The sequence below is a fragment of the Plantactinospora sp. CNZ321 genome (assembly GCF_004217235.1).
The window spans coordinates 3,327,870-3,346,153 of sequence record NZ_SHKQ01000001.1; the positions used below are offsets into that span (position 1 = coordinate 3,327,870).

11 protein-coding genes are annotated in these 18,284 nt (G+C 72.2%); 6 read left to right on the forward strand and 5 right to left on the reverse strand.

Annotated features, from left to right (window positions below; translation table 11 throughout):
* Positions 1 to 85: 85 nt before the first annotated feature.
* Positions 86 to 946, forward strand: a complete 861-nt coding sequence (locus tag EV371_RS14765) for a DMT family transporter (RefSeq protein WP_130462545.1) — start codon at positions 86 to 88, stop codon at positions 944 to 946.
* Between the two features lie 94 nt (positions 947 to 1,040).
* Here the strand turns inward: EV371_RS14765 and EV371_RS14770 are convergent, their stop codons facing one another.
* The gene (locus tag EV371_RS14770) at positions 1,041 to 1,709 is read right to left on the reverse strand and encodes a GNAT family N-acetyltransferase (protein ID WP_207230494.1); all 669 of its coding nucleotides are present in this window, start codon (positions 1,707 to 1,709) and stop codon (positions 1,041 to 1,043) included.
* An 83-nt stretch (positions 1,710 to 1,792) separates the two neighbouring features.
* On the opposite strand from EV371_RS14770, the gene EV371_RS14775 reads away from it, so the two are divergent.
* Positions 1,793 to 2,938, forward strand: coding sequence for a winged helix-turn-helix transcriptional regulator (locus EV371_RS14775; RefSeq protein ID WP_130462546.1), 1,146 nt, complete (start codon positions 1,793 to 1,795; stop codon positions 2,936 to 2,938).
* A 75-nt stretch (positions 2,939 to 3,013) separates the two neighbouring features.
* On the opposite strand, the gene EV371_RS14780 is transcribed toward EV371_RS14775, so the two are convergent.
* Together EV371_RS14780 and EV371_RS14785 are read right to left on the reverse strand one after the other, a co-directional pair.
* Complete coding sequence (locus tag EV371_RS14780) at positions 3,014 to 4,270, reverse strand: sensor histidine kinase (protein ID WP_130462547.1); 1,257 nt, start codon at positions 4,268 to 4,270, stop codon at positions 3,014 to 3,016.
* 301 nt (positions 4,271 to 4,571) lie between these two features.
* Complete coding sequence (locus EV371_RS14785) at positions 4,572 to 6,608, reverse strand: chorismate-binding protein (protein ID WP_130462548.1); 2,037 nt, start codon at positions 6,606 to 6,608, stop codon at positions 4,572 to 4,574.
* Between the two features lie 309 nt (positions 6,609 to 6,917).
* Between EV371_RS14785 and EV371_RS14790 the strand changes: the two genes are divergently transcribed.
* The 3 genes from EV371_RS14790 to EV371_RS14800 all read left to right on the forward strand — a co-directional run bounded on the left by EV371_RS14790 (position 6,918) and on the right by EV371_RS14800 (position 11,418).
* Positions 6,918 to 8,330 carry an FGGY family carbohydrate kinase gene (locus tag EV371_RS14790; protein WP_130462549.1) on the forward strand — a complete coding sequence of 471 codons (1,413 nt, stop codon included), beginning with the start codon at positions 6,918 to 6,920 and terminating at the stop codon, positions 8,328 to 8,330.
* Between the two features lie 215 nt (positions 8,331 to 8,545).
* Positions 8,546 to 10,999: a sensor histidine kinase gene (locus EV371_RS14795; protein ID WP_486484617.1), complete on the forward strand. Its 2,454-nt coding sequence runs from the start codon at positions 8,546 to 8,548 to the stop codon at positions 10,997 to 10,999.
* Positions 10,996 to 11,418 (forward strand): roadblock/LC7 domain-containing protein, encoded by a 423-nt coding sequence (locus EV371_RS14800; protein ID WP_130462551.1) that lies wholly within the window; start codon positions 10,996 to 10,998, stop codon positions 11,416 to 11,418. The genes EV371_RS14795 and EV371_RS14800 overlap by 4 nt, the downstream gene beginning before the upstream one ends.
* 101 nt (positions 11,419 to 11,519) lie before the next feature.
* Here the strand turns inward: EV371_RS14800 and EV371_RS14805 are convergent, their stop codons facing one another.
* Together EV371_RS14805 and EV371_RS14810 are read right to left on the reverse strand one after the other, a co-directional pair.
* Positions 11,520 to 12,548 (reverse strand): phosphotransferase, encoded by a 1,029-nt coding sequence (locus tag EV371_RS14805; protein WP_130462552.1) that lies wholly within the window; start codon positions 12,546 to 12,548, stop codon positions 11,520 to 11,522.
* 40 nt (positions 12,549 to 12,588) lie between these two features.
* A complete protein-coding gene (locus EV371_RS14810) occupies positions 12,589 to 14,085 on the reverse strand; it encodes a GH1 family beta-glucosidase (protein ID WP_130462553.1) in 1,497 nt (498 codons plus the stop codon).
* Positions 14,086 to 15,154: 1,069 nt separating this feature from the next.
* Between EV371_RS14810 and EV371_RS14815 the strand changes: the two genes are divergently transcribed.
* On the forward strand, positions 15,155 to 18,064 hold the full coding sequence (locus EV371_RS14815; RefSeq protein ID WP_130462554.1) for a glycoside hydrolase family 48 protein: 2,910 nt from the start codon (positions 15,155 to 15,157) through the stop codon (positions 18,062 to 18,064).
* Positions 18,065 to 18,284: the final 220 nt, after the last annotated feature.

The following is an 18,284-nucleotide window of genomic DNA, read 5'->3' on the forward strand; positions in this document are numbered from 1 at the left end:
AACGGTCCGTGACCAGCCACTTCAGCACGTAGCGTAGCCGTGTGGATGCGGAGCGCGTGCCGCGGTTCGGTGCCGGGACCGCCGCATGATCGCGGCGATCGGGCTGGCGGTCGGCTCCGCCGTCTGTTTCGCCTTCGGGGCCGCCCTACAGCAGCGCGCCGCGCGACGGGAACCGCAACACGGTACGGCCGACCCACGGTTGCTGATCCGGCTGCTGCGTCGCCGGAGTTGGCTGCTCGGCAAGCTCCCCGACCTGACCGGTACGCTCCTGCAGGCGCTCGCCCTCCGGTTCGGGCCGCTGACCCTGATCCAGCCCCTGCTGATCACCGCGATGTTCCTGGCGATCCCGCTGGAGGCGGCCCTCGACCACCGCCGGCCGCATCCCCGGGACATCACCGCGGTCGCCGTCTGTGTCCTGGGGCTCACGGCCTTCCTCGGTGCGGCCCGACCTCGGGCGGGAGTGGCCCAGCCCTCCATGATGGGCTGGCTCGGAGTCGCGCTGATCGGCAGCGCCCTGGTCGGGATCTGTCTGCTCCTCGCCCACCGGGCCACCGGCGCCCTCCGGGGAACGCTGCTCGGGATCGCCAGCGGGCTGCTCTACGCCGGCACCGCGTCGCTGTTGAAGACCGTCGCCGAGCGGGTCGCTCACGACCCGCTCTCGACATTGGTCGACTGGCACCTGTACGCGCTGGCGGTGGTCGGGTTCGCCTCGGTGGCGCTGAACCAGAACGCCTTTCAGAACGGCCCACTGGCCGCGCCGCTCACCTCGATCACCCTGGTGGATCCGGTTGCCAGCATCGTCATCGGGGTGACCGCGTTCCACGAGACGCTCTCGGTCGGCGGACTCCGGCTCCTGGTCGAGGTGCCCGCCGTGCTGGCGATGGGCTTCGGGATCTGGCTGGCCAGTACCCGGTCCACCGGCCGGGAAGGTTACGAGGGCGGCTGAGCGGCCGGGGCTCGGGTCCCGGCCGGCGCAGATCCTGCCGGAGTCACCACCCGGCGGGGCTCAGGTCCCGGCGGGGCTCACCTCCCGGCAGGGCTCAGGTTCCGGCCGGGCTCGGGGCGCGGTGGGGATCGCGCCACATCGGTTGCAGTGCCGGGCCCCCGTCGGGCAGCCGGATCGGTTCGCCCTCGGGCCGGAAGCCGTGCCGCTCGTAGAGCGCACGGTTGCGCGGTGAACTCGCCTCCAGATAGCAGCCGATCCCGTCGGCGTCGGCCCGGACGAGGTGGTGCCGCAGCATCGCGCCGCCGAGCCCTCGACCGCGCAGTGCGGGCAGCACCGCCATCTGCTGGAGGTACCAGTGTGGTTCCCGATCGGGGTGGCGGGCCGCGATCAGCTCGCCGACCAGGGCCATCCGGGGCGCGTACCGGCCGTAGGCCCGGGCGAGGAAGGCGGCCTGCCGCTCGTCCCGCCCCGGGTCGGCGGTGGTCGGGGCTTCGCTTTGGCCGGCGGCACGCCACTCCCATACCGACAGGCCACCGATCCCGGACGACTCGTCGCCGGCCAGCAGTATCTCGCCGGCCTCCAGCGCGCCGCCGACCCAGTCGGAGGCGAGGTCGACCCACGCCTGCGCACACGCCTGGCGGGCCCGCTCGTCCGGCAGCACCCAGTCCAGCACCGCCTCGTCCTCGCCGGCCCGGCCCACCATGGCGGCGATCGTCGGGGCGTCGGCCAATTCGGCCCGGCGTACCGTGATCGTCTCGGTCATCGTCACCTCGTCAAGCTCGCGGATGGGGTCGGTACAGTGTACGCGAACCTGCGTACGTTGTAGCGGAGTGAGGGCGGGAGCGGATGGAAGGCGACGGTGACGATGCCGGGACCGGCGCGGGGCTGAGCCTGGACCGCATCGTGCGGGTGGCGGTCGGGCTCGCCGACGCGTACGGTCTGGCGACCCTCTCGATGCGGCGGGTCGCCGCCGCCCTGGACGCCGGGGTGATGTCGCTCTACCGGTACGTGCCGGGCAAGGCCGAACTGGTCGACCTGATGGTGGAGAGCGTCTTCGGCGAGATCGACTATCCGGAGCCGGGCCCGGCCGGCTGGCGGGCCAGGATCGAGCTCCACGCCCGCCTCGAGTGGGCGATGTACCAGCGGCATCAGTGGGTGTTGCCGATCGTGGCCGGCACCGGGCGGCCGCCGCTGGGCTCGAACGTGCTGGCCAGCGTGGAGTGGGTACTGGGCGCCGTCGACGGCTTCGGGCTGGAGCCGGCGACGATGCTCCAGGTCTACCTCACCGTCAGTGACTACGTGCAGGGCGCTGCCCGGTACGTACAGGCCGAGGCCGAGGAGGAGCGGCGGACCGGGGTGAGCAGCGAGCAGTGGTGGGCGGCCGAGACGCCCACGCTGACCCGGTTGCTCGGCACCGGGCGGTTTCCGCGGCTGTCCCGGCTGATCGGGCAGGTCGGTGCCGCCCCGGGGACCGTACGGCAGGACTTCGAGTTCGGCCTGGCCCGGGTGCTCGACGGCATCGCCGTCTTCCTGACCGGCGAGCCGATCCCGGCCGGCGAGCCGAGCCCGGCGGACGAGCCCGGCGGATCACGAACCGAAGAGACAACCAGGTTTGGAAAAGTAACCACCGCCTCCGACCGGCGCGTCCCGGCGGCCACCTCGGCGGCAATGGATCTGCTCGGCCGGCGCTGGACTCTCGACCTGCTGCACGTCCTCGGCCACGGGGAGGCACGGTTCCGTGATCTGGTGGAGGCCCTGCCCGGCGTCTCCAGGCGGGTGCTCACCGAGCGGCTGCGTGAACTCGCCGACGAGGGGCTGCTGCGCCGCCGGGTGGACCCCGGGCCACCGACCCGGATCAGCTACGCGCTCACCGAACGCGGCACCGGACTCCGCGAGGTGCTGACCGGCCTCGACAGCTGGGCCGGGCAGCACGGCCGGCTCGGTCTCCGCTCACCCGGGCCCGGGCGGCACGGCCGGCACGGTGCCGGCTGACTCCGGCGGTACTCGGCCGTTCCGCGCCTCCACCGGCCGCAGGTACGGCCCGGCAGCCGCTGACCCTGGTGGCGATCAGGCGGGCAGCTCGATTCGTACCGTGGTCCCGGCTCCGGCCGGCGTACCGGGACCGATCGTCAACACCCCGGACGCCTGCTCCACCCGGGCCCGCATCGCGGTCAGCCCATAACCGCCGGCGGCCGGATCGGCGCCGGAGGTCGCGGTCAGGCCACGACCGTCGTCGGTAACGGTCAGCACCGCCCGGTCCGGCTGGAAGGCGAGCCGTACCGAGACGGTCCGGGCGTCGGCGTGCTTGCGGACGTTGGTCAGCGACTCCTGGGCGGCCCGCAGCAGTACCACCTCGGTCGCCGTGGCCAAGCCGACGGGGCTGCCCGTGCACCGGAAGTCGGCGGCGATACCGACCTCGGCGGTGAACCGGGCGACCAGCCGGGCGAGTGCGTCGGTCAGGGACGAGCCGGCCAGCGCCGCCGGGGTCAGGGCCGCGATCAACTCGCGGGTCTCGGCGAGGTTCTCCCGGGCCGTACGCGCGGCGAGCGCCAGGTGCCGGCGCGCCCGCTCCGGATCGCCGTCGATGTCGTCGTCGGCCGCCTGCACCAGCAGGACGACACTGGTCAGGCCCTGTGCGATGGTGTCGTGGATCTCGCCGGCCAGCCGTTGTCGCTCGGCCAGGGTGCCCGCCTCGTGCGACAGCCGGGCCACCTCGGACCGGGACCGGTCCAACTCGCGGATCAGCCGGGCCCGCTCCTGGCTCTGCGCGACCACCCGCCGGCTCCAGGTGCCCAGGACCGCGGAGAGCACCACGCCCAGCCCCGCGACCGGCAGCGGGCCGCTCACCACCTGCGCAGGTTCGAAGCCCCTGGCCAGCAGTACCGTGAGATGCACCGAGGTGAACACGACCACCATGACCGTGGCCGGCAGCGCGGCGGCCACCATGAACGCCTGCGGGCAGAGCGCGAACAGGACGAACGACGCCGCGCCGTCGAGCAGCACCGCGGGTACGTAGAGCGCCAGGGCACCGGCGAGATAGGCGTACCCGCGCCAGTCCTCGATCTCGTCGCGCATCAGGCGGCGGCCGAAACCGAGGTACCAGCCGGTCAGCCCGGCCAGCGGCAGCAACACCGCGAGCCGCCCCGGTAGCGGATCCGGGCCGTTGACCACCAGGAAGCCGGCGACCCCGAGCATGACCAGCCCGAAGTAGAGGTCCCAGAACCCGTAGCGGCCGGCCCAGGTGTCCGGCTCGGCCCGACCCCCCACGGCGGTCTCCGCCGCGGCGGCGTCGGTCGCCCGGGTCGACGAGACGTGGCCGGACATCGCAGCAGACCTCCAACGCACCGGACCCGGGGGAGGCGGCGCACCGGGGGTCGGCGGACCGGCCCCGAGCCGGTTCCGCCCATGGTCGCACGCCCTTTCCGACCGGACGGCGCAGGTCGACCCGTGCCCCGAGCGGCTGGCGCACAGGTCGACCGGGGCCCCGGCTGGGTGGCACGCAGGTCCACCGGCGCCCCGGCCGGGTGGCACGCAGGTCGACCGGGGCCCCCGAGCGGCTGGCACACGTGGACCGGTGGCCCGGACGAGGGCTCTCAACCCGCCCGGACCACCGGCTTGCGAATGCCTACCCGGGATACCGGGGAGTATGCGCCGTGGCCGGGGTCGGAAGCAGCCGGCCCAGCATGCCGGTCAGCACCGCAATCCCGTCCCGGCTCAGTACGGACTCGGGGTGGAACTGCACCCCGGCGTACGTCGGCCCGCGCAGTGCGTGCACCGCACCGTCGACCGGGTCCCGGGCCAGCCCCACCGGCCCGTACGCGGTGTCGAGCCGGTCGGCGTCGGCCAGCGCCGTGTAGCTGGAGTAGAAGCCGACCCGGGCGACGGTGTCGAAGAGCGTGACGTCCCGGCACACCCCCTGGTAGGGGCTGGCGCGCCGGTGCAGGGTCAGGCCGAGCCGGGCGGCCAGCATCTGGTGGCCGAGGCAGACGCCGAGGGTCGGCGACCCGGCGTCGAGCAGCCGGCCGACCAGGCCGCGTAGGGCGACCATCTTCGGGTCGGTCGGGTGTCCGGGGTCGCCCGGCCCGGGGCCCAGCACCGTGAGGTCGGTGGTGGCCGGATCGAACCCGCCCGCCCTGGTGACCTCGGCCCAGGGGCGTACCGCCACGGCCAGCCCGAGCGCCCGCAGCTGGTGGGCGAGCATGCCGGTGAAGGTGTCCTCGGCGTCGACGACCAGCACCCGCAGGCCGCCGAACTCCGGCCGTGCCGTGGCACCCGGCGTCCGCTGTTCCAGCCAGAACGGGGCGAGCCCGATGTTGCGGGCCGCCAGCGCCGCCCGTACCGCCGGGTCGTCGGCGAGCCGGACCTCCGCGGCCGGCGCGGGGTCGGTGACCGGCTCCGCCGGGCCCGTGGTCGTGCTGGAGCCCGTGGTCGTGCTGGAGCCCGTGGTCGTGCTGGAGCCCGTGGTCGCGCCGGCCCGGTCGGCGGGACCGGCCGGCCCCGGTCGCAGCCCCAGCGCGGTCAACACGCCAGCCGCCTTGGCGTGCGTCTCGGCCACCTCGGCGGCGGCGGTGGAGTGCCGCACCAGCGTCGCGCCGACCGGCACCCGCAGCTCGGCACCGGGCGAGATCTCGGCGGTACGGATCAGGATCGGCGCGTCCAGGGTCTGCCGCCCGGCCTCGTCGAAGCCGAGCAGCGCCAGTACGCCCGCGTAGTAGCCCCGGCCGCGCCGCTCGTGCCTGGCGATGACCCGGCAGGCGTTCTCCATCGGGCTGCCGGTGACGGTCGGCGCGAACATCGTCTCCCGGAGCACCTCCCGGACGTCGTGCGAGCCGCGCCCGGCGAGCAGGTACTCGGTGTGGGTCAGATGCGCCATCTCCTTGAGGTACGGCCCGATCACCTGGCCGCCCTGCTCGGCGACGGTCGCCATCATCTTCAGTTCCTCGTCGAGCACCATGTACAGCTCGTCGATCTCCTTCTGGTCGGCGAGGAACCGCAGCAGCTCCGCCCGGTCCGCCGGCCGGCCCGGGTGGCGCAGGGTGCCGCTGATCGGGTTCATCATGACCAGGCCGTCCTCGACGCTGACGTGCCGTTCCGGCGAGGCGCCGACCAGGATCCGGCCGCCGGTGTGCACCAGGAACGTCCAGTACGCGCCGCGTTCTCCGGTGAGCAGCCGGCGCAGCGCGGCCAGCGCCGCCGGCAGCGGGGGACCGGCCAGGGTGCCGAGGTAGCAACGGTGGATCACGAAGTTCGCCCCCTCGCCCCGGCCGATCTCGTCGCGCAGCACCCGGGCGACGATCTCCGCGTACTCCGGGTCGGCGATGTCGAAGCCGGCGTCCCGGACCGGTACCGGCACCTCGGGCAGGACCGCCACCGCGTCGGCCAGCGGGGCCCGCTCGGGTTCGTCGAGTACCAGGCACTCCAGCGGGGCGCCGTCGTCGACACAGGCGAAGCCACGCTCGCCGATTTGCCGGTACGGCACCACGGCGAGGGTGCGCGGCCCGGCCGGCCCGGCCGGTAGGGGGATGTCGGCGAGTCGGTCGACGGTGCGCGGCACGCCGGTGAAGATCTCCAGATCGGCGGCGCCGTCCCGGCGTAGCAGGGCGAACGGGCCGGGGTCGGCCCCACTCGCGATGGTGTGCAGCAGATGGTTCAGCAGGGTCATCGGTCGTCCCTCACAGCCGGGGGCCGTTCCAGGCGGTGGCCGGGAGTGGCGTGGGGGAACCCTTGGCGGCCGCCGCGTGGGGCGGCCGCGTGGAAGATCGCTACGCGCGGAGGTCGGCCGCCGGGATGGCGGGCCACCAGGAGTTGAGTCGCGCGAGCACGGGCCGAGTCTAGGTCAGCGCCGGTCGGGCCGGCACCCCTTCGGCAGACCTGTCCACCAGGTGGGCGGCCGGGACGAGAGCACCCCGTCCGGCCGGTAGCCGGCGACCTTGCCCTGGTCGGTAGCCGGGAACCGGTACGGTTTCGGTCGATGAGGATTCTCGCTCTCGACCTGGGTACGTCGTCGGTGCGCGGCCTGGTGCTGGACGGGGCTGCCCGGCCGATGCCCGGTGCGCTGGCCCGGCGACCGGTCGAGATCCTGATCGGCGGCGACGGCCAGGCCAGCCTTGACGGCCCGGCCTACCTCGGCGCCCTCGTCGAGTGCCTGGACGAGCTGGCGGCGGCGCGCCACCTCGACGGTGTCGAGCTCGTCGTCGCCTCGGCGCAGTGGCACTCGGTGGTCCCGCTGGACGCCTCCGGCGATCCGCTCGGCCCGGTGCTGACCTGGTTGGATACTCGCCCCAGCGCACCGGCGGGGATCGCCGGACCGGTGGATCCGGCCGACTACCACCGGCGTACCGGCACCTGGTGGCACCGGTTCTACTGGTCGGTCCGGCTGCCCTGGCTCCGCCAGCGGTGCGGCGCGGCCAGGGTCCGCTTCGCCGGCCTGGTCGAGTACGTCTGCGGCGCGCTCCTCGACGAGACGGTCATGTCCATCTCCCAGGCCTCCGGCACCGGCCTGCTCGACCTGCGCACCCTGGACTGGGATCCGGAGGCGTCCGAGCTGGCCGGGGTACGCCCGGGCGAGTTGCCGACGCTGGCACCGCTGGCCTGGCACGGCCGGCTCCGTTCCGAGTACGCCCGGCGTTGGCCGGCGCTGCGGGCCGCCCGTTGGGCGCCGCCCAGCGGCGACGGCGCCGCCTCGAACGTGGGCTGCGGCTGCTACGACAGCCGGCGCGCGGCGGTCACCGTCGGCACGTCGGCGGCGGTGCGGCTGGTCCAGCGGGTTCCGGCGGGTGTCGAGCTGCCGCCGCTGCCGGAGCAGCTCTGGCGCTACCGGGTGGACCACGAGCACGTGGTGACCGGTACCGCCTTCTCCGGCGGCGGCAACCTCTACGCGTGGGCCCGCCGGGAGATGAGGCTGCCCGAGGGACCGGCGCTCGACCGGGCGCTGGCCCGGCTGCCGCCCGGTGACGGCGTACCGGCCGATCCCCGGCTGGGCGGCGACCGGCCACCCGGGCTCGGCCCGGCCGGCTCCGGCGCGCTGGCCGGGCTCGGTTTCAACACCACCGCGGTGGACATCCTGGCCGGACTGATGGGTGCGCTCTGCCTCCAGGTGGCGCAGGTGGTCACGATGATCGAGTCTACCCTGGACAAATCGGTCCAGGTCGTACTCGGCGGCGGGGCCGTCGCCGCGTCCGGGTGGTGGCGGCGTTCATTTTCGGTCGCGCTGGCCCCGCGGGAGGTACGTCACGTCCGCAACCCGGAGATCGGTGCGGTCGGCGCTGCTCTGGTGGCGATCGGTCGACTCGACGGTGCGTCCGGACTTGAGCGCATCGTCCGGACGGATGAGGACGAGTCGGCGACAGCGACAAGATCTGATCACCCGCAGTATCCTTCGTGAGCTGTACCGCCCCCCTGATCATTGACAGCAGGCCGGGGCTGAATTGGAATAGCTCCGCTCCTTGGCGCGCCCCTGCATCGAGGACGGTAGGAGGCATGGTGGCTGTTGCCCCGGACCCGTCACATGGCGCCGTCTCGCGTCACCGCCGACGCCGTCTCGATGTCCGGGTGGTGCCGCATCGCCGCAGGTCCGCGTTCCGAGTGCGGGACTGGCGGATGCGTACCAAGCTGGGCGCCGTCCTCGTGGTCCCGTCGGTCGCGTTCCTGGTGCTCGCCGGGGCGCAGACCAGTGCCCTGGTCAGCCAGGCCGACCTGCTCGACGAGTTCGCCGACCAGGTGACGGTCGGCCGCGAGATCACCGCGCTGGTGCACGAGCTGCAGCGCGAGCGGGACCAGACCGCGGGCGAGCTGGCGGCGCTGGGCACCGGCGCGCGGCCGCTGGTCGAGCCGGGCCGCCCGCTGCCGGCGCTGGAGGCGGTCTACCCGGTCGCCGACCGGGCCATCGACCGGTTCCGGGCGGCGGCGGCGCCGCTGGCCAGGGGCGAGGCCTCGTGGCGGATCTCCTACGACCGGGTCGACAACGCACTCGGTCGGCTGCCGGAGGTCCGGGCCTCGGTGCCGGCGGCCGGCTTCAACCCCGATCCGGTACTGGCCGAGTACGACCGGGCCATCGAGGTGCTGCTGGTGCTGCTGGCCGAGCCGTCGCCGGGTGCGGATCGCGCCGACCTGACCGACGCGGTACTGCGATACGTCGAGTTCGCCCAGGTCAAGGAGATCAACTCGCGGATCCGGGGAGAGCTCTACGCCGCCGCCCGGGCCGGCCGGTACGACCAGAACGACCTGGTCAAGCTGGCAGACCTGCGGGCGCAGCAGCTCACCGGCCTGGCCGGGTTCCGGCGCTCGGCCACCGACCGACAGATAGAACGGTACGAGCGGGCCGCGGCTGACCCGGACTTCGTGGCCGCGGTCCGGTTGGAGGAGACGACCTTCTCCGCCGGCGAGCGCACCGCCGCGGTGCTGGAACCCGGCTCCTGGTGGACGATCAGCCAGCAGCGCCAGGAGCTGCTCCGGCAGGTCCAGGCGGGTGCGGTGGACGACGCGGTGGCGCTGGCGGACTCCCGCAGCGCGGCGCAGTTACGTCGGACGCTGCTCACCGCGGGCGGCGTGCTGGGCGTACTGCTGGCCGCCCTGTTCACCTCGATCGCGATCGGCCGCTCGGTCGCCCGCTCGCTGCGGATGCTGCGCGGTCAGGCGCTGCGGGTGGCGCAGGTCGAGTTGCCGGAGACCCTGGAACGGCTGCGTACGGTCGATCCGGTCGCCGCCGAGTTCGACGTGCCGCCGGCCGACGTCCGGTCGATGGACGAGATCGGCGAGGTGGCCGAGGCGTTCGTGGCGGTGCACCGCAGCGCGGTGACGGTGGCGCTGGAACAGGCGATCATGCGACGACACGTCAACGCCATGTTCGTCAACCTGGCCCGACGCAGCCAGGTGCTGGTCGAGCGGCAGTTGGAGCTGCTCGACGGGCTGGAGCAGGACGAGAGCGACCCGGACCAGCTGGAGAACCTGTTCAAACTGGACCACCTCGCCGCGCGCATGCGGCGTAACGACGACAGCCTGCTGGTACTGGCCGGCAGCGAGGCCACCCGGCGGTGGAACCGCCCGGTGCTGCTCGGCACGGTGCTGCTGGCCGCGGTTGCCGAGATCGAGCAGTACCAGCGGATCCGGCACAACGTCGCCGACGAGCTGTACGTCGTCGGGCACGCCGTCGCCGACCTGGTGCACCTGCTGGCCGAGTTGCTGGAGAACGCCTCGGCGTTCTCCCGTCCGGACACCGTGGTCCAGGTCGACGCTGCCAGGCAGCCGGACGGCAGCGTCCTGGTGCAGGTGGTGGACCAGGGCCTCGGGATGAGTCCGGCCGCGCTGGAGGGGGCTAACCAGATGCTCGCGGTGCCGCCGGCCGCGGACGTTGCCGCGTCGGAGCGGATGGGTCTGTTCGTGGTCAGCCACCTGGCCGCCCGGCAGGGAATCCGGGTGCGGTTGCGGAGCAGCGGGCAGGGCGGCCTGGTGGCGGCGGTCCGGCTGCCGGCGAACCTGCTCGCCCCGGCGCCGACCGCGGATCCGTCGGCCGTTCCGGAACGGCGGATGCTCGAGATGGTCGCGGGTGCGGTGACCGGACCGAACGGGACGCGTCCGCCGCAGGGCCGGCCGGCGCCGGGGGAGGGCGGCGGCGTCGACGCCGGGCAGCTTCGCCGGCCGGGTCGCCGGGAGACGCCGACCCGGGCCGAGGACGTGCTCGGGATGGCCGGCGGTGCCGGTTCCGCGCCGGCCAGTACCTGGTGGTCGCGGCAGGGCAGGGCGAACATGGCGCCGCCGGCCGCGGCCGGCGGGCCGACCGGGGCGCTGGCCACCGGGAACGCCCCACCGGCGGTGCCGGTGACCGGCGGGACCAACGCCAACGGGCTGCCGATCCGGGTGCCGATGGCCCAACTGCGGGTGAAGGCGGAGTCGGCCCGCCCCAGGCCGCCGGTCCAGCGTGAGGCGCCCGATCCGGAGCAGGTGGGCGGCATGCTCTCCCGGTACTACGGTGGGCTGCGGCGGGCCGAGGCAGAGGACACGATGGTCATACCCATGGCGCCGGCCGGCGCGCGCACCGAAGAGGAGAAGTATTGAGCACGCTCAGTCAAGAGGCACGGGATCTGAACTGGCTGGTGAGCGGGTTCACGGAGCGGGTGCCGGGGGTGGCGCACGCCATCGTGGTCTCCGCCGACGGGTTGCTGGTGGCGGTCTCCGAGCACCTGCCCCGGGACCACGCCGACAAGCTCGCCGCGGTCACCTCCGGATTGTCCAGCATTACGACCGGGGCAGCGGAGATGTTCGACGGCGACATCGTCAAGCAGACGGTGGTCGAGATGGGGCGGGGCTACTTCCTGGTGATGCAGATCCGGGACGGTTCGATTCTGGCCACCCTCGCGGCCAACGACGCCGACATCGGCGTGGTGGGCTACGAGATGGCGAAGCTGGCGAAGGCGGCGGGTGAGATGTTGACTCCGGCGCTGCGGGCGGAGCTCCAGCAGGCACTGCCCCGCTGACCGGTGGTCCCGGTCAGCGGGGCGACGGTGTGCCAGCCGCCGGGTCGCCTCGATCCCGTCCGGCGCTGCTGCCGTCCTGTGCCGATCCGGCCTTGTCCCTCCTAAGCCGATCCCACCTTGTCGAGCCGGCTCAGCTGCGCGTCGAGCCGCCCGGCGAGCCTCTGTTCGTACTCGTCCCGTTCCGGTCCGTCCCAGCCCCGGGTGGCGCCTTCGATGCACATGATGAGATAGAGATAGATCGTGTACAGGGTGAGCCGGCGCCGCGCGGTGGGGGTCAGTTCGATTCGGCCGTGTCCGGCGGAGGCGTAGCCGGCGAGGATTTCCGGTTCGTCGTCCAGTTCACGGAAGAGCGTCATCGAGACCAGTTCGGCCAGCGGGTCGCCGAAGAAGGCCCGTTCGCCGTCGATCAGGCCGGTCACCCGGACCGTGCCGGCGGGATCGGCGGCGACGAAGACGTTGCCGTCCCAGAGGTCGAAGTGGACCAGTGCGGGCCGGCGTACCTCATCGAGGACGTCGGCGTGCCGCCGTAGCAGCTCGCCGATCCGGTCGGGCGGGGCGGGGAGCGCACTGCCCAGCCGGAGTGCGTCGGCGAGGATGTCGTCGACCATCGCGCCGAAGGCACCCCGCCAGGTCGGCTGCCAACTCCGGCTGCCACGCAGCGGATAGCCGTACGACGGGCCGGTGACGGTGTGCAGCCCGGCCGCGTACGCGGCGATCTCACCGCGTACGGTGCTGAGCTGCGCCGGGGTCAGCTCGTCCCGGATGCCGTTCAGGTCCCTGCCGGCCACGCGGCTGAGGAAGACGAAGTCGGTGCCGATCAGGTCCCGGTGGAAGTCGGCGTGCACGACCTCGGGTACGACGGGCACCACCCGGGCGGCCCGGCGGTAGAAGTCGACCTCGGTGCGCATCAGGTCGACCTCGTGGCTGAGCAGCTTCAGCTCGGGTGGCGGGGCGACCTTGAGCACCAGTTCGGTGCCTTCGCCGAGGGTGATCGCGTACACCGCGTTGTAGGTGCCGCCGGTCAGTTCCTGCCAGTCGGTGATCCCGGTCCGGTCACCGAAGCCGCGCCGGACCAGCGACCGGAGTTCGGCCTCGGTGATGTGCCTTCTTGTCGAGCTGTAATTCCCCATGCAACCCCTTCGACGGTGGTACGGTCGGGCCGGCTCGGGGTCAGACCGTGTTCTCGGCGACCACTCGCCGGTACCAGTGCGCGCTGCGCTTGGGGATCCGGCGCTGGGTGGGGAAGTCGACGTAGACCAGCCCCCATCGCTGCTCGTAGCCCTCGTTCCATTCGAAGTTGTCCATCAGCGACCAGACGTGGTAGCTCTCCAGCGGTACGCCGTCGCCGATGGCCCGGTGTGCGGCCGCCAGGTGGTCGCGGAGGAAGGCGATCCGGCCGATGTCGTCCACCGTGCCGTCCGCGGCGAGCCGGTCCGGGGTGGGCAGGCCGTTCTCGGTGACGGTGAGCGGCACGTCGCCGTAGTCCCGGGTCACCCGGGTGAGGATGTCGTACATCCCCTCGGGGAAGATCTGCTGCCAGCTCGCCTCGGAGGTCGCCCACCGGCGGACCGTACCGCCGTCGGCGGTGATGTAGAGCGGCGTGTAGTACTGCACCGCGAGCAGGTCCACCGGGGACGAGATGATCGCCAGGTCGCCGTCCCGGATGCCTCGGACCATCCGGCTGTCCGGGCCCAGGTCGGCCAGGACGTCGCCCGGGTAGGCGCCCCGGAAGATGGAGTCCAGGTAGAGCCGGTTCTCGTAACCGTCGTAGAGCCGGGTCGCGTCGGCGACCCCGGGGGCGTCGTCGGCCGGGTAGCAGGGGTGCAGGTTCAGCGCGGGGCCGATCCGGCTGTCGCTGCCGGTGGCGCGCAGCGCGCGTACCGCCAGGCCGTGCGCGAGTTGCAGGTGGTGCGCGACCAGGTAGGCCGCGTCCGGGTCGCGCAGCCCGGGGGCGTGGTGCCCCTGCAGGTAGCCGTTCTGCACCACCGTCTTGGGCTCGTTGATGGTCAGCCAGACCGGCACGCTGGTGCCGAGCGCCTCGAAGATCGCCTCGGCGTAGTCGGCGAAGCGGTAGGCGACGTCCCGGGACTCCCAGCCGCCGACGTCCTGCAGCGACTGCGGCAGGTCCCAGTGGAAGAGGGTGGCCATCGGGGCGATGCCCCGGTCGTGCAGGCCGTCGACCAGGCGCCGGTAGAAGTCGAGTCCGCGCTGGTTGGGCGCGCCGGTGCCGTCGGCCTGGATCCGCGGCCAGGAGATCGAGAACCGGTACGTCCGCAGTCCCAGTTCCTTCATCAGGTCCAGGTCCTCGACGTACCGGTGGTAGTGGTCGGCAGCGACGTCGCCGGTGTCCCCGCCCCGGACCCGTCCCGGGGTGTGGCTGAACGTGTCCCAGACGGACTCGCCCCGTCCGTCGTCCTTGGCCGCCCCCTCGATCTGGTATGCCGAGGTGGCCGCGCCCCACCCGAAGCCGTCCGGAAAGCGGAGTCCGAGCTGCGCGTCCGGCGCCGTACGTCGCTCGTCGTCGGCCTCGGGGTCGGCGTCGCAGCCGGTCGCCACCGCGCCGGCGGCTGCTGCCGCCGCCGTGCTCGTCGACAGGCGGCCGGCCGGCACGGCACTGGCGGACAACGCGGCGCGGCGTAGCAGATGCCGCCGAGTCAGTACGGACATGCTGTGTCTCCTCGTGAGTGGGGCCCTCCGCAGTACTCCGGGAGCGCTCCCACACAAGAGCGTAGCGATCTACCGGGCGATTGCGTATGGGATGTTCGGGTGGCAATGGCGGGTCTGGGCCTCGTCCATTGCCCGTCCCCACGTGCACCATGACCACGGCGACCGTTCGTCGCGTCGCGACGAGGCCGGTCGCCGTCCAAGGTGCCGATGACGCAGCCGATCGACCGGTTCGGCGTCGGGACGCTGTACCGATGACCGATATTCCCGTCGTTGGCGGGGGGTTAGTGTGGGGACGGGGAGGGCAACCCCCGTCCCCAGCATGAGTTACAAACACGCACGAGCGGAATTGGCGTCCAGGTCGTGCGTGCCGCGCGGGAGCCGGGCCACGCGAGTGGCTCTGGTTCCACCTCCTTCCGACGTTGGTGAGCTGGCTGACGGCGGAGTCCGGGCTGGCCCGCCCTCAGCCCTCTGGCTGAGCGGTCGGCGGCTACGTAACATGTCCGTAGCTCGCCCATCGGGGAGCGATCGACCCGGCGGACCGGGTCCTCGCACCTCCGTGGTGGTGCGATCCAAGCTACTTACACCGTCATCGATGGAAGCGCTCCCATCGACGTTGGTTGGACTGTAGCCCGCGTCACGGGTTTGTGAAAGACCCAAAATAAGATCGAAACATCAGGCCAACGTCGACGAAACCCCGCCGTGCTGTGGGGATCGACGCTATGCCCAGGTCAGCGGGCTCTTCTGGTCGTCCCTAGTGGAGCTGAACCGCCTCCACTTGCTGCGGGAGCGCTCCCATGCAACACTGTCGAACTATCGCGGTAGGGAGCCACCAGCCGACGCGAACGTGGGCCGCCAGGGCATCCGAGTCTCTCGGTAACGGCGTCCCTGCACCGCTCGGAGCCGCCACGTCCGGCGTCTCCTCCGGCGTCCGCCGACCCCGGTCCGGGACGGGTTGATCACCACCATTCCGGCGCCCACCCCACCACGCGCATCGCCCCCGCACCACGCGCACAGGAGGCGCCCCAGCCGCGGCATGACCGCGGCCCGGTCCGCGAGGAGAAGTCACGACATGAAGTTGAGGTTAGGAAGACGCCGACTGGCGATGGCCGCCGCCGGCATATTGGTGGTCGGAGGTGTTGCCGTCATCCCCGGCACCGCCTACGCGGCACCCGGCTGCGACGTCACCTATACCGCCAACAGCTGGGGCTCCGGATTCAGCGCGTCCATCACCATCAGGAACGTCGGCGACCCGATGACCAGCTGGAGCCTAGGATTCACGTTCCCGGGCAACCAGCGCATCACCCAGGGCTGGTCGGCGAACTGGACCCAGTCCGGCGCGAACGTGACCGCGACGAACATGTCCTGGAACGGCAACCTGGCCACCGGCGCCTCCACCAGCATCGGGTTCAACGGCTCCTACTCCGGGACGAACGCCAACCCGACCGCGTTCACCATCAACGGCAACCCCTGCAACGGCGCCCAGAACACCGCGCCGACCGTCGACATCACCAGCCCGGCCAACGGCGCGACCTTCACCGCACCGGCCAACGTCACCGTCACGGCGACCGCCACCGACGCCGAGGGACCGGTCGAGCGCGTCGAGTTCTACCGCAACGGCCTGCTGGTCGGCACCGACACCAGCGCGCCGTACAGCTACACCAACAGCGCGCTGCCGGCCGGGTCGTACACCGCGCAGGCCCGGGCGTACGACAGCGCCGGACTGAGCGGCATCGACGAGGTGGCCTTCACCGTCGGCGGCACCAGCCAGGCGAGCGTGGTGGTCCCGGCGACCCTCACGGTGCCCGAGGGCGGCAACGCCGCGCTGAACGTCAGGCTCAGCGCCGCGCCGACCAGCAACGTCACCGTCAACCTGAGCAAGACCGGCGACGCGGACGTGACGCTCGGCGCCAGCACCGCGACGATCACCCCGTCGAACTGGAACACCGGGGTCAACGTCCAGGTCAACGCCGCACAGGACGCCGACGACACCAACGACACGGCGACCATCACCGCCAGCGCCAGCGGGCGCACCCCCGGCACCACCCAGGTGACCGTCACCGACGACGAGGGTGGCGGACCGGCCGGCGAGTACGGTGAGGAGTTCCTGGAGCTGTACAACAAGATCAAGGCGCCGGCGAACGGCTACTTCAGCCCCGAGGGCGTGCCGTACCACTCGGTGGAGACGCTGCTGGTCGAGGCCCCGGACCACGGTCACGAGACCACTTCCGAGGCGTTCAGCTACTGGCTCTTCCTGGAGGCCATGTACGGCCGGACCACCGGCGAGTGGGGACCGTTCAACGACGCCTGGGAGGTCATGGACCGGTACATCATCCCGTCCGAGACCCAGTCGAACTACAACGCCAGCGACCCGGCGGACTACGCCCCGGAGGCGAACCGGCCCGACCTCTATCCGCAGCAGGGCGGCAAGCTCGACTCCAGCGTCAAGGTGGGCCAGGACCCGCTCGCCGCCGAGCTGCAGTCCACCTACAACAGCGGCCGGGTGTACGGCATGCACTGGCTGCTCGACGTGGACAACGTCTACGGCTACGGCAAGTGCGGCGACGGCACCACCAAGCCGGCGTACATCAACACCTACCAGCGGGGCCCGCAGGAGTCGGTCTTCGAGACCGTCCCGCACCCCTCCTGCGAGACGTTCACGCACGGCGGCCCGAACGGCTACCTGCCGATCTTCATCGGTGACTCGTCCTACGCCCAGCAGTGGCGCTACACCAACGCTCCCGACGCCGACGCGCGCGCCGTCCAGGCCGCGTACTGGGCGCTGAAGTGGGCCAAGGAGCAGGGTGCCGAGGGTCAGATCTCGGCCACCATCGCCAACGCCGCCAAGATGGGTGACTACCTGCGCTACGCGATGTACGACAAGTACTTCAAGCAGCCCGGGTGCGCCTCGCCGTCCTGCGCGGCCGGCACCGGCAAGAACAGCGCCGCGTACCTGCTCTCCTGGTACTACGCCTGGGGCGGCTCGCAGGGTGGCAGCAGCAGCTGGTCGTGGCGGATCGGTTCCAGCCACAACCACGGCGGCTACCAGAACCCGTTCGCCGCGTACGCCCTCTCCACGGTCTCCGAGCTGACCCCGCGGTCGCCGACCGCGCGGACCGACTGGGCCACCAGCCTCACTCGGCAGATCGACTTCTACACCTGGCTCCAGTCGGCCGACGGCGCCATCGCCGGTGGCGCGACCAACAGCTGGAACGGCGACTACAGCGCCCGCCCGTCCGGGGTGCCGACCTTCTACGGCATGGTGTACGACGTCAAGCCGGTCTACCACGACCCGCCGTCGAACCAGTGGTTCGGCTTCCAGGCGTGGAGCATGGAGCGGGTCGCGGAGTACTACCACGAGAGTGGTGACACCCGGGCCAAGGCGCTGCTCGACAAGTGGGTCAACTGGGCGCTCGAGCACACCACGGTGAGCGGCGCGAACTACGAGATCCCGTCGACGCTGAGCTGGAGCGGTCAGCCGGGTGGCAGCTGGACCTCCGGTACCACCTCGGTGAACAACAGCAACCTGCGGGTCTCGGTGGTCGACTACACCCAGGACGTCGGCGTCGCGGGTGCCTACGCCCGTACGCTGGTCTACTACGGTGCGAAGGCCAACCACCAGCCGTCCAAGGACATGGCGAAGGCCCTGCTCGACGCCGTGTTGCAGCACAAGGACGACCTGGGCGTCTCGGTGACGGAGACCAAGGCGGACTACAACCGCTTCGACGACACCTACAACTCCAGCACCGGCCAGGGCCTCTACGTCCCGTCCGGCTTCACCGGCACCATGCCGAACGGTGACCCGATCAACTCCAACTCCACCTTCCTGAGCATCCGCTCGTTCCTCGAGGACGACCCGGACTGGGACAAGGTGGAGTCGTACCTGAACGGCGGCCCGGTGCCGACGTTCAACTACCACCGCTTCTGGGCGCAGATCGACGTGGCGATGGCGCTGCACGACTACGACCGGCTGATCGGCTGATCCCGGTCACCAGACGGGCCTGATTCCCACGGTCAGGCCAACCGTGGCGGGCCCGGCCGGATTGGCCAACGCAGCGATCCGGCCGGCCCGCCACTCCCGTTCCACTCCGGACGGCGCGAGGACGCGCACCACTGCCCGGGCGGGCGGCACCAACCGGTGCCGCCCGCCCGGACTCGCCTCCGGCCGGCCCGGGACCGGCATGCTCCGCCGGCCGTCCTGG